The organism is Bordetella hinzii LMG 13501, from assembly GCF_001548475.1.
GTDB classification, from domain to species: Bacteria; Pseudomonadota; Gammaproteobacteria; order Burkholderiales; family Burkholderiaceae_B; genus Bordetella; species Bordetella hinzii.
Genome location: NZ_LRUJ01000002.1, coordinates 175820 through 187427 on the forward strand (window position 1 = coordinate 175820; position 11608 = coordinate 187427).

The 11608-nt window shown below is 67.3% G+C and carries 9 protein-coding genes; 8 read left to right on the forward strand and 1 reads right to left on the reverse strand.

Annotation, left to right across the window (positions count from 1 at the left end):
* The first annotated feature begins 5 nt into the window (after positions 1–5).
* The 7 genes from AXA74_RS02225 (at position 6) to AXA74_RS02255 (ending at position 9613) form a co-directional block, all read left to right on the forward strand.
* Entirely contained in the window at positions 6–650 is a 645-nt protein-coding gene (locus tag AXA74_RS02225) for a PqiC family protein (protein WP_032979589.1), read from the forward strand.
* Between the two features lie 154 nt (positions 651–804).
* Positions 805–4611 carry a trifunctional transcriptional regulator/proline dehydrogenase/L-glutamate gamma-semialdehyde dehydrogenase gene (gene putA / locus AXA74_RS02230; RefSeq protein WP_029579588.1) on the forward strand — a complete coding sequence of 1269 codons (3807 nt, stop codon included), beginning with the start codon at positions 805–807 and terminating at the stop codon, positions 4609–4611.
* Between the two features lie 225 nt (positions 4612–4836).
* A complete protein-coding gene (locus tag AXA74_RS02235; RefSeq protein ID WP_029579587.1) occupies positions 4837–5982 on the forward strand; it encodes a branched-chain amino acid ABC transporter substrate-binding protein in 1146 nt (381 codons plus the stop codon).
* A gap of 181 nt (positions 5983–6163) precedes the next feature.
* The gene (locus tag AXA74_RS02240; RefSeq protein WP_370736782.1) at positions 6164–7015 is read left to right on the forward strand and encodes a branched-chain amino acid ABC transporter permease; all 852 of its coding nucleotides are present in this window, start codon (positions 6164–6166) and stop codon (positions 7013–7015) included.
* Positions 7012–8088, forward strand: a complete 1077-nt coding sequence (locus AXA74_RS02245) for an ABC transporter permease subunit (protein WP_032979590.1) — start codon at positions 7012–7014, stop codon at positions 8086–8088. The genes AXA74_RS02240 and AXA74_RS02245 overlap by 4 nt, the downstream gene beginning before the upstream one ends.
* Positions 8085–8891: an ABC transporter ATP-binding protein gene (locus AXA74_RS02250; RefSeq protein WP_029579584.1), complete on the forward strand. Its 807-nt coding sequence runs from the start codon at positions 8085–8087 to the stop codon at positions 8889–8891. The genes AXA74_RS02245 and AXA74_RS02250 overlap by 4 nt, the downstream gene beginning before the upstream one ends.
* Complete coding sequence (locus AXA74_RS02255; RefSeq protein WP_029579583.1) at positions 8888–9613, forward strand: ABC transporter ATP-binding protein; 726 nt, start codon at positions 8888–8890, stop codon at positions 9611–9613. Before AXA74_RS02250 ends, AXA74_RS02255 begins: the two co-directional genes overlap by 4 nt.
* Here AXA74_RS02255 and AXA74_RS02260 read toward each other — a convergent pair.
* The gene (locus tag AXA74_RS02260; RefSeq protein ID WP_029579582.1) at positions 9610–10905 is read right to left on the reverse strand and encodes an MFS transporter; all 1296 of its coding nucleotides are present in this window, start codon (positions 10903–10905) and stop codon (positions 9610–9612) included. The genes AXA74_RS02255 and AXA74_RS02260 overlap by 4 nt on opposite strands.
* A gap of 83 nt (positions 10906–10988) precedes the next feature.
* Here AXA74_RS02260 and AXA74_RS02265 point away from each other — a divergent pair, with 83 nt between their 5' ends.
* Positions 10989–11594 (forward strand): TetR/AcrR family transcriptional regulator, encoded by a 606-nt coding sequence (locus tag AXA74_RS02265; RefSeq protein ID WP_029579581.1) that lies wholly within the window; start codon positions 10989–10991, stop codon positions 11592–11594.
* Positions 11595–11608 lie beyond the last annotated feature (14 nt).

Sequence of the window (11608 nt, forward strand, 5' to 3'; positions counted from 1 at the left end):
ATCCCATGAAACCCATCCGACTTTGCGCTGTGCTGATCCTGCTGTCCGGGCTGGCTGCCTGCGGCAGCTCGCCGCCTGCCCGCTACTACACCCTGCAAGCGCCGGCCGGCGGCGGGACGGCCATGGCCGGCAATGCCGGCTTCATGATCGAGGTGCTGCCCGTCATCGTGCCGGCGCAGGCCGACCAGCCGCAGATCATGTTGCGCACCGGCGCGGGCAGCATCGCGCCCCTGTATTCCGACCGCTGGAGCGCGCCCCTGGGCGATGAACTGCGCTCGGCGCTGTCCGATGGGTTGACGCGCGAACTCGGGGCCCTGGACGTCAGGGTGGTGCGTCCACCCGCCGAGACCCCCGTCTGGCGGGTGCAGACCGACGTGCAGCGCTTTGACGTCAGCACCCAGGGGCCGGCCGTGCTGGATGTCACCTGGCGCGCCCGCCCCATTAGCCTCAAAGGCCAGGCCCTGATCTGCCGCAGCGTCATCACGGTGCCGGCGGCCGGCGGCGACGTGCCCAGGCTGGTGGCGGCCCAGCAGCAGGCCGTCGCGCTGTTGGCCCGGACCATTGCTTCGGGCATACGCCGGGGCGGGCAGGGCGCGGAGCCCGCCGGGCCCGAGGTGAGCCTGCAGGGCTGCAAGGCCGCGTCCGATTGATATCCCGGGCGCCCGGTTAACCTGGCTTGGTCTAGGGTTAACCAGTATATCTAGCCGGTTGCAACTTCTTTAGCATTCGGTTCCACCGGTTGGGGCCGGTACAGCCGCGCGCGGTCGCGGCTGCCTGCCGCGGTATCGAGGAAAGCAAAACGCTATGGCTAGCACCACCCTGGGCGTCAAGGTCGATGACGCATTGCGGGATCGCCTGAAGGCGGCCGCCCAAAAACTCCAATGCACGCCTCACTGGCTTCACAAACAGGCCCTGGTGGCCTATCTGGACAAGATCGAGCGCGGCCACCTGCCGGCGGAGATGGCCCACCTGGGCCGTGACGAGGAGCCCGGCGAAGCATCGCCCGACACGGGGCCGACCCCGCCTTTCTATGAGTTCGGCCAGGATGTGCAGCCGCAATCGGTGCTGCGCGCGGCCATCACCTCGGCCTACCGCCGTCCGGAACCCGAGTGCGTGCCGCTGTTGCTGGGCCAAGCCCGCATGCCGCAGCTGGAAAAAATCCATGCCATGGCCGCCAAGCTGGTGCAGACCCTGCGCGACAAGCGGACCGGCGGCGGCGTCGAAGGCTTGATCCAGGAGTTTTCGCTCTCCAGCCAGGAGGGGGTTGCCCTCATGTGCCTGGCCGAAGCCCTGCTGCGCATCCCGGACCGCGCCACTCGCGACGCCCTGATCCGCGACAAGGTCGCCCGCGGCGACTGGAAGTCCCATATGGGCGGTTCGCAATCCTTGTTCGTCAACGCCGCCACCTGGGGCTTGATGATCACCGGCAAGCTCGTGGCGGTGAGCAGCGAGCAATCGCTGTCCAAGGCGCTGACCCGCCTGATCGGCAAGGGCGGCGAGCCCCTGGTGCGCAAAGGCGTGAACATGGCCATGCGCATGATGGGCGAGCAGTTCGTCTCCGGCCAGACGATCTCCGAGGCGCTGGCCAACAACCGCAAGATGGAGGCCAGGGGCTTTCGCTACTCCTACGACATGCTGGGCGAGGCGGCCACCACGGCCGAGGACGCCGAACGCTACAACGCGGCCTATGAACAGGCCATTCACGCCATTGGCAAGGCGGCTGCCGGCCGGGGCATCTACGAAGGTCCGGGCATTTCCATCAAGCTCTCGGCCTTGCACCCGCGCTATGCCCGCGCGCAGCGCGAGCGTGTGATGAGCGAGCTGCTGCCGCGCATGAAGCACCTGGCCATCCTGGCGCGCCAGTACGACATCGGGCTGAACATCGACGCCGAAGAGGCCGATCGTCTGGAGATCTCGCTCGATCTTCTCGAGGCCCTGTGCTTCACGCCCGAACTGGAGGGCTGGAACGGCATCGGCTTTGTGATCCAGGCCTACCAGAAACGCGCGCCCTTTGTGATCGACTATGTGATCGACCTGGCCCGCCGCAGCAGCCACCGCCTGATGATACGCCTGGTCAAGGGCGCCTACTGGGACAGCGAGATCAAGCGCGCCCAGATCGATGGCCTGGAGGGCTATCCTGTCTACACGCGCAAGGTCTATACCGATGTGGCCTATCTGGCCTGCGCCCGCAAGCTGCTGGCCGCGCCGGAGGCGGTCTACCCGCAGTTCGCCACCCACAATGCCTATACCCTGGCGGCCGTCTACCACCTGGCCGGGCAGAACTACTACCCGGGCCAATATGAATTCCAATGCCTGCATGGGATGGGCGAGCCGCTCTATGACGAGGTGGTCGGTCCGCTGGCGCAGGGCAAGCTCAACCGTCCCTGCCGCATCTATGCGCCGGTGGGCACACACGAGACCCTGCTGGCCTATCTGGTGCGGCGCCTGCTCGAAAACGGTGCCAATACTTCCTTCGTCAACCTGATCGGCGACGACAGTATTTCCGTCGAGCAGCTGGTCGCCGATCCCGTGCAGGCCGCGGCCCGCATCGTGCCGCTGGGCGCTCCGCACGAAAAAATCCCGCTCCCGCGCGATCTCTACGGTCCGGCGCGCGCCAACTCGGCTGGCCTGGACCTGTCCAACGAACATCGCCTGGGCTCGCTGTCGGCCGCGCTGCAGGCCGGCGCCGGCACGCCCTGGCGCGCCATGCCCATGCTGGGCGAGGCCGACGATATCTGGGACGAGGCGCGGGCTCTGGACGTGCTGAATCCGGCGGATCAGCGCGACGTGGTGGGCCGTGTGATCGAAGCCGACGAAGCCGCCGTCGAGGCCGCCTTGCGGGCCGCCGGCAATGTCGCGCCCATCTGGCAATCCACCCCGGTGGCCGAGCGGGCGCAATGCCTGCGCCGCGCCGCGCAAATGCTCGAAGAACAGATGCAGACCCTGCTGGGCCTGATCGTGCGCGAGGCGGGCAAGACACTGCCCAATGCCATCGCCGAAGTGCGCGAGGCGGTCGATTTCCTGCGCTACTACGCCGACCAGGTCGAGCGCGAATTCGACAACGACACCCATCGTCCGCTGGGTGCGGTGCTGTGCATCAGCCCATGGAATTTCCCGCTGGCCATTTTCACCGGACAGGTCGCCGCAGCGCTGGCGGCGGGCAACACCGTGCTGGCCAAGCCGGCCGAGCAGACGCCCTTGATCGCCGCCCAGGCGATCGGGATTCTGCGGGCCGCCGGCGTGCCGGCCGGCGCGGTGCAATTGCTGCCCGGCCGCGGCGAGACCGTGGGCGCGCGGTTGGTGGCCCATCCGGCTGTGCGTGGTGTCATGTTCACTGGTTCGACCGAAGTCGCGCGGCTGATTGCCCGCAGCCTGGCGGACCGGCTGGACGACCAGGGGCATACCATCCCGCTCATCGCCGAGACCGGCGGCCAGAATGCCATGGTGGTCGATTCCTCCGCGCTGGCCGAGCAGGTGGTGTTCGATGTCCTGAATTCGGCCTTTGATTCGGCCGGCCAGCGCTGCTCGGCCCTGCGTGTGCTCTGCGTGCAGGAAGACAACGCCGATCACGTCATCACCATGCTGCGCGGCGCCATGCGCGAACTGCGCATGGGCAATCCGGATCGCCTGTCCACCGACGTGGGGCCGGTCATCGATGCCGAGGCGCGGCAGAATATCCTGCGCCATATCGACGATATGCGCGCCGCCGGCCACGAAGTGGTGCAGGCCGAAGGCACGCCCGAATGCCGATTTGGCACTTTCGTGCCGCCGACCCTGATCGAAATCGGCGACATCGCCGAGCTCAAGCGCGAGGTGTTCGGGCCCGTGCTGCATGTGCTGCGCTACGCCCGTGACGACCTGGACCGCGTCATCGAAAGCATCAATGCCACCGGCTATGGCCTGACCTTCGGCGTGCATACCCGCATCGACGAGACGGTGGGGCGCGTCACCGAATCGGTCGACGCGGGCAATATCTACGTCAACCGCAATATCGTCGGCGCCGTGGTGGGCGTGCAGCCCTTTGGCGGCGAGCGCCTCTCGGGCACCGGCCCCAAGGCGGGCGGCCCGCTGTACCTCTACCGCCTGTTGTCGGTGCGCCCCGGGGGGCTGCCCCCGGCCCTGGAAGGGGCGGGCGACGTGCCCATCAGCCTGGCTTTGCCCGGGCCCACCGGCGAAACCAATACCTACCGGGTCGAGCCGCGCGGCGCGGTCTATTGCGTCGCCGCGACCCCGCTGGGCGCCCGGGCGCAATGGGCCGCAGTGCGCGGCACCGGCAATCTGGCCTGGTTCGCCGACACGCCGGCCGCGCGCGACCTGCTCGCCACGCTCGATGCCGCCGCCCTGGATGGCCAGGCAGCGCTGCTGGACGAGTCCGAAATCGACGCGGCTGATTTCCAGGCGGTGCTGTTCGAAGGAGACGGCGATGCCTTGCGGACCCTGAACCAGCGCATCGCCCGCCGCGAGGGGCCTATCCTGGCCGTGCACGGCCTGAGTCCCGACGAAGTGGCTGCCGGGGCATCCTATGCTCCCGAGCGGCTGCTCAACGAGCGGGCGATCAGCATCAACACGGCGGCGGCGGGCGGCAACGCCAGCCTGATGACCATAGGTTGACCATTCTTAGGTATCGGGTTAGCCCGAGGGTGGGCCTCGGGTTATCTCCAATAGGCGACCGGGTTGTACTCCAAGGAAAATCCGGTCCCACTCGCTGACCGGCCGGGCTGCATGCCGGTCGGCGACCCCTCTCCGCGGCACACCTGCGCGGGGAAAAAACCGGCACCTTCGCCACAAGCGCGGGTATAACAAGCCAGACCCAGTACGTCATCACGGGAGGAAACCATGACGTTGCGCACCCCTATCAAGCTGCTGGCCGCGGGTATCGCCGCCGCCTGCCTTACCAGCATGGCCCAGGCCGCCGACATCAAGTTCGGTTTCGCCGCGCCCCTGACCGGACCGCAGTCGCACTACGGCGAGGACATGCAGAACGGCCTGACGCTGGCCCTCGAGGAAGCCAACCAGAAAGGCATCCAGGTCGACGGCAAACCGGCCAAGTTCGTGCTGGTTTCGCGTGACGACCAGGCCGATGCCCGCGTGGCCGTCCAGGTGGCGCAGCAACTGGTGGACCAGGATGTCAACGGCATCCTGGGCCATTTCAACTCGGGCACCACCATCCCGGCCTCGCGCGTCTACCACGACGCCGGCCTGCCGCAGATTGCCATGGCCACCTCGCCCGAGTACACCAAGCAGGGCTATGAGACGACCTTCCGCATGATGACCAGTGACACCCAGCAGGGCGGGGCGGTGGGCAAGTTCATGGTCGAGAAGCTCAACGCCAAGAAGATCGCCCTCATCGACGACCGCACCGCCTACGGCCAGGGCCTGGCCGACGAGGTCGAGAAGGCGGTCAAGGCGGCCGGCGGCCAGATCGTGCGCCGCGAGTACACCACGGACAAGGCCAACGATTTCACGTCCATCCTGACCAATATCAAGGGCGTGGCGCCGGACGCCATCTTCTACGGCGGCCTGGACGCGCAGTCCGGCCCCATGAAGCGCCAGATGGCGACGCTGGGCCTGAAGGCGCCGCTGGTTTCCGGGGAAATGACCCGCAGCGACACCTTCATCAAGCTCGCCGGAGACGCCGCCGACGGCACCTATGCGTCGCTGGCCGGCGTGCCGCTGGACAAGATGAGCGCGGGCAAGGATTTTGAGCAGCGCTACCAGGCCCGCTTCAAAAAGGCCCCGGGCGTCTATGCGCCCTATGCCTACGACGGCGCCTGGAACATGATCACCGCCATCGAGAAAGCCGGCTCGGCCAAGCCCGAGAAATATCTGCCCCAGCTGGCCAAGCTCAACCGCAAGGGCGCCACCAGCGAACACATCGCCTACGACGACAAGGGCGATCTGAAGGAAATCTCGGTCACCATTTACCAGGTCAAGAATGGTAAGTGGGAAATGGTCGAGACCATGGTCAGCCAGGCGCAATAAGCCTGGCCCGGCGGCGCGCCGCCGCCGCCGGGCGCCCTGGGGCGCCCCGGGGTGCATCCGTCCACGCCGCGACGGTCTTTTCCGGCTCTTTACCGCAGCCCGTATGGATATCTTCATTCAGCAACTCATCAACGGCCTGACGCTGGGCAGCGTGTACGCGCTGGTCGCCCTGGGCTACACCATGGTCTACGGCATCATCGGCCTGATCAACTTCGCCCATGGCGATGTGGTCATGATCGGCGCGATGACGGCGACCATGATCGCCGCCTCCCTGATCGGCGCCGACGCCAATACCTCGGCTTTCGTCGTGCTGGGCGTAGGCCTGCTGGCGGCCGTGCCCTTGTGCATGGCCGTGGGCTGGACCGCCGAGCGCGTGGCCTACCGGCCGCTGCGCCGCGCGCCGCGCCTGGCCGCCCTGATCACCGCCATCGGCGTGTCCATCATCCTGCAGAACCTGGCGATGATGGTCTGGGGGCGCAACTACCTCAATTTTCCGCAGATCCTCTCGCCCAAGGTGATGGATGTCTTCGGCGCGCGCCTGAGCACGCTGCAGATCGCCATCGTCGTCATCGCCGCGGCCATCATGGGCGCGCTGCTGCTCGTGGTGCACAAGACGCGGCTGGGCACGGCCATGCGCGCCACGGCCCAGAACCGCGAAGTGGCCGGCCTGATGGGCGTGAACATCAATACGGTGATCTCGGCGGCCTTCCTGATCGGCTCGGCGCTGGCCGCCGTGGCCGGCATGATGGTCACGACCTACTATGGCGTCTCGCAATACACCATGGGCTTCATGCTGGGGCTCAAGGCCTTCACCGCCGCCGTGCTGGGCGGCATTGGCAATCTGGTCGGCGCCATGGCGGGCGGCTTGCTGCTGGGCGTGATCGAGGCCTTGGGCTCGGGCTATATCGGCGACCTGACCGGCGGCTTCCTGGGCAGCCATTACCAGGACGTCTTTGCTTTCATCGTGCTGGTGCTGGTGCTGATTTTCCGTCCCTCGGGTCTTCTGGGCGAACGTGTGGGAGACCGCGCATGACGGCCAGAAAGATTCCCCTTGCCACTCTCCTGGGCATCGTGCTGATCGGCGTGGTGCTGGCCGTGTTGCCCTTTGTGCTGGGCATGGCCGGCCAGAGCTGGGTGCGCATCCTCAATTTCGCGCTGCTCTACGTGATGCTGGCCCTGGGCCTGAACATCGTGGTGGGCTTTGCCGGCCTGCTGGACCTGGGCTATATCGCTTTCTATGCCGTAGGCGCCTATACCTGGGCCTTGCTGGCTTCGCCGCACTTCGGCCTGCACCTGCCGTTCTGGGCCATCTTGCCCATCGCGCTGGTGCTGGCCTGCATCTTCGGCGTGCTGCTGGGCGCGCCCACCCTGAAGCTGCGCGGCGACTATCTCGCCATCGTGACCCTGGGCTTTGGGGAGATCATCCGCATCTTCCTGAACAACCTGAACGCGCCGGTCAACATCACCAACGGTCCGCAGGGCATCAACCGGATCGATCCCTTCAAGATCGGCGACTTCAACTTCGGCCGCACCGAAACCCTGCTGGGATTGCGCGTCACCGGGCCCGAGAAGTATTACTACCTGCTGGTCCTGCTGACCCTGCTCATCATGCTGGTCTGCGCGCGGCTGCAGAACTCGCGCATCGGGCGCGCCTGGGAGGCCATACGGGAGGACGAGGTCGCGGCCAAGGCCATGGGCATCAACACGCGCAATATCAAGCTGCTGGCCTTCGCCATGGGCGCATCGTTCGGCGGCGTGGCGGGCGCGCTCTTTGCCTCCATGCAGGGATTCGTCAGCCCCGAAAGCTTCAGCCTGACGGAATCCATCTCCATCCTGTGCATGGTGGTGCTGGGCGGCATGGGCAACATCCCCGGCGTCATCCTGGGCGCCATCATCCTGGCGGCGCTGCCCGAATTCCTGCGCGCCGTGGTCGAGCCGGCGCAGCATTTCCTCTTCGGCGCCGTGGTGCTGGATCCCGAGGGCATACGCATGCTGCTCTTCGGGCTGGCCATGGTCTGCGTCATGCTGTTCCGGCCGGCGGGCCTGTGGCCGTCCGCGGTGCGCCGGCGCGAACTGGCGGGCAATCGCCAGGGAGGGGCGGCATGAGCAAACTGCTGCAAGCCCAGGGCCTGGGCAAGCGCTTCGGCGGCCTGCGCGCGCTGACCGACGTCAGTTTCGATATCGAAGCCGGCGAGATCTATGGGCTGATCGGCCCCAATGGCGCGGGCAAGACGACGCTGTTCAATGTGCTGACGGGCCTCTACATCCCCGAAGAGGGGCGCTGCGAATTCAACGGCCTGTCCATCGTCGGCAGCAAGCCGCATGAGGTGTCCCAGGCCGGCCTGGCGCGGACCTTCCAGAATATCCGCCTGTTCGCCAATCTGAGCGCCATCGAGAATGTGATGATAGGGCGGCATGCCCGCACGCGCGCCGGTGTCCTGGGGGCCGTGCTGCGCACTCGCGCCCAGCGCGCCGAAGAAGCGGCCATCGAGCGCCGGGCGCATGAGCTGCTCGACTATGTCGGCATCGGGCATCGCGCCAATGACCTGGCGCGTTCCCTGCCCTATGGGGACCAGCGCCGCCTGGAAATCGCCCGGGCCCTGGCGACCGATCCCAAGCTGCTGGCCCTGGACGAGCCGGCCGCGGGCATGAACGCCTCGGAGACCGTGGTCCTGCGCCAATTGATCGAGAAAATCCGTGCCGATGGCATTACCGTGCTCCTGATCGAGCACGACATGAAGCTGGTCATGGGCCTGTGCGACCGCGTGCTCGTGCTGGAATACGGCAAGGTGCTGTCCATGGGCCGACCCGCCGACGTCCAGCGCGATCCCAAGGTCATCGAAGCCTATCTGGGCGCGGGCGCGGCCCAGGATCCCTTGTTGCATCTTTCGACGGAGCAGCCCTCATGACGCAGGCCTTGCTTGAACTACGTGGCCTGGAAGTGGCTTATGGCGGCATCCGAGCCGTGCGCGGGGTCGATCTCAGGGTCGAGGCCGGCGAGCTGGTTTGCCTGATCGGCGCCAACGGCGCGGGCAAAAGCTCCACGCTGCGCGCCATCTGCGGCCTGGTGCCGGCCGCCGGGGGCGAGATCCACTATGACGGCCAGTCCATCTCGGGGGCGCGTTCTTTCGAGCTGGTGCGCCGCGGCCTGGTGATGGTGCCCGAGGGGCGCGGCATCTTCGGCCAGCTCACCATCGAGGAAAACCTCGCCATGGGCGCCTATGTCCGTCGCGACGCGGCCGCCATCCGCGAAGACACCGAGCGGGTGTTCACGCTTTTTCCCCGCCTGGCCGAACGCCGCCGCCAGGCCGCCGGCACGCTGTCCGGCGGCGAGCAGCAAATGGTGGCCATGGGCCGCGCCATGATCGCGCGCCCCAAGCTGCTGCTGCTGGATGAGCCCTCGATGGGCCTGGCGCCACTCATGGTGGACAAGGTCTTCGAGGTCGTGCGTGGCATCGCCGCCGAAGGCGTGACCATATTGCTCATCGAACAGAACGCCCGCCTGGCCCTGGAACATGCCGACCGCGGCTATGTGATGGAGTCGGGCGAGATCACGCTGACCGGGCCGGCGCGCGGCATGCTGGACGATCCCAAGGTGCGCGCCGCCTACCTGGGCGAGATCGAGGCTTAGGCCCCGGCTTGCCGCAGCTGCGGCGCGGCCGGCTTGCGGTTGATGCGCAGGGCGATCACCGCGGCCACCAGGCCGGTCGAGCCTGCCAGCACGAAGGCCATCAGATAGCTGCCCGACATTTCGCGCACGGCGCCGCCCATCCAGGCCGCGGCGGCCGCGCCGACCTGGTGTCCGGCCACGATCCAGCCGAAGACCACGGGCGCGTCGCGCTCGCCGAAGGCCTCGGTGGCCAGGCGCAGCGTGGGCGGCACGGTGGCGATCCAGTCCAGGCCAAAGAAAATCGCGAAGATTGACAGGCTGTAGAACGAGAAGTCGGAGTAGGGCAGATACATCAGGGACAGCCCGCGCAGCGCGTAGTACACGAACAACAGCTTGCGCGGATCATAGCGGTCGGTCAGCCAGCCCGAGGCCGTGGTGCCCACCAGGTCGAAGACGCCCATGAGCGCCAGCAGGCCGGCCGCCTGCACTTCGGCGATGCCATGGTCGCCGCAAAGCGAGATGAGGTGGGTGCCCACCAGGCCATTGGTGGTGAAGCCGCAGACAAAGAAGGTGGCGAACAAATACCAGAAGGCGCGCGTGCGGCGGGCGCGGTTCAGGGCGCCGAAGGTCTGGGCGAGCAGGCCGGTGCGCGGGGCGGCCGAAGGCGGCGGCGCATGCGGATCGGCGCCATAAGGGCGCAGGCCCACACTGGCCGGCCGGTCGGGCACCAGCCACCAGGCAAAGGGCACGATCACGGCGGCGCCGGCGGCCACTGCCCAGACCACGCGCGTCCAGTCGCCCGAAGCCGCCAGGGCGGCCAGCACCGGCAGAAAGAGCAGGTTGCCGGTGGCCGTGCTGGCGGTGAGCAAGCCCATCATGAGCCCGCGGCGGGTGACGAACCAGCGGTTGACCACGGTCGCGCCCAGCACGACGGCCACGGCGCCGCTGGCCAGTCCGGAGAACAGCCCCCAGGTCAGCAGCAGATGCCAGGATTCGGTCATGAAGGCGCTGGCCGCGCTGGAGGCCGACATCACCACCAGGGCCGTGATCAGCACGCGGCGCAGGCCGAAACGCTCCATGGCGGCGGCGGCGAAGGGGCCGACCAGGCCATACAGAAAGATGCCCAGGGCGGCGGCCGCGGAGATGGTCGCGCGGCTCCAGCCGAAGTCTTCCTGCAGCGGCGTCAGCAGCACGCCGGGCGTCGAGCGCAGGCCGGCGGAAACCAGAAGGGCAAAGAAAATCACGGCCACGACCACGAAGGCGTAGTGCTGGCCAAGACGCTGGAAGGGGCGGGGAAGGCGGGCTATACTCATGTTACTCACCGGTACGTATGGGGTTTGTGCATAGTACGTACCGGTCAGTAACATCGTCAAGTCTTTTTGATGACGGAGGACGCATGACCACTCTGACCTCACCGGCGCCCAAGGGCAAATCGGCCGCCGAGCGCATCCGCGAAACGGCGCGCAGGCTGTTCTACCGCGAGGGCATACGCGCGGTCGGCGTGGACGCCATCGTGCACGAGGCCGGCGTCACCAAACCGTCTCTTTATCGCGCGTTTTCGTCCAAGGACGAGTTGGCGGCGACGTATCTGCGCGACTACGAGGCCGAGTTCTGGAAGCGCTTCGAGGCCGGCATGGCCGAGCACCCCGAGGATCCCCGCGCGCAGCTGATGATGTATTTCGATGTCCTTTCCCAGCGCGCCACCCAGTTGTCCGACTATCGCGGCTGTGGCCTGAGCAATGCGGTGATCGAGTATCCGGAGGACGGGCATCCGGCCCGGCGCGTGGCGGTGGACCACAAGCGTGTGTTGCATCGGCGCCTGCAGGACATGGCGCGCGGCATGGGCGCGCGCGACCCGCAAGAACTGGGCGATGCGCTGATGTTGCTGATGGAAGGCGCCTTCGTGACCGGCCAGCTGTTTTCCAGCCCGGACGGTCCGGCCCGCAGCCTGGTGGCCGCCGCCCAGCGGTTGATCGACGCCAGCCTGCCCGCCAAGCCCTAGGCACCCGGGGCGGC

Excerpts from the sequence above, each read along its gene's own strand:
- AXA74_RS02265 (WP_029579581.1), top strand. The coding sequence starts at position 10,989 with ATGACCACTCTGACCTCACCGGCGCCCAAGGGCAAATCGGCCGCCGAG.
- AXA74_RS02245 (WP_032979590.1), top strand. The coding sequence starts at position 7,012 with ATGACGGCCAGAAAGATTCCCCTTGCCACTCTCCTGGGCATCGTGCTG.
- putA (WP_029579588.1), top strand. The coding sequence starts at position 805 with ATGGCTAGCACCACCCTGGGCGTCAAGGTCGATGACGCATTGCGGGAT.
- AXA74_RS02240 (WP_370736782.1), top strand. The coding sequence starts at position 6,164 with ATGGTCTACGGCATCATCGGCCTGATCAACTTCGCCCATGGCGATGTG.
- AXA74_RS02250 (WP_029579584.1), top strand. The coding sequence starts at position 8,085 with ATGAGCAAACTGCTGCAAGCCCAGGGCCTGGGCAAGCGCTTCGGCGGC.
- AXA74_RS02225 (WP_032979589.1), top strand. The coding sequence starts at position 6 with ATGAAACCCATCCGACTTTGCGCTGTGCTGATCCTGCTGTCCGGGCTG.
- AXA74_RS02255 (WP_029579583.1), top strand. The coding sequence starts at position 8,888 with ATGACGCAGGCCTTGCTTGAACTACGTGGCCTGGAAGTGGCTTATGGC.
- AXA74_RS02235 (WP_029579587.1), top strand. The coding sequence starts at position 4,837 with ATGACGTTGCGCACCCCTATCAAGCTGCTGGCCGCGGGTATCGCCGCC.
- AXA74_RS02260 (WP_029579582.1), bottom strand. The coding sequence starts at position 10,905 with ATGAGTATAGCCCGCCTTCCCCGCCCCTTCCAGCGTCTTGGCCAGCAC.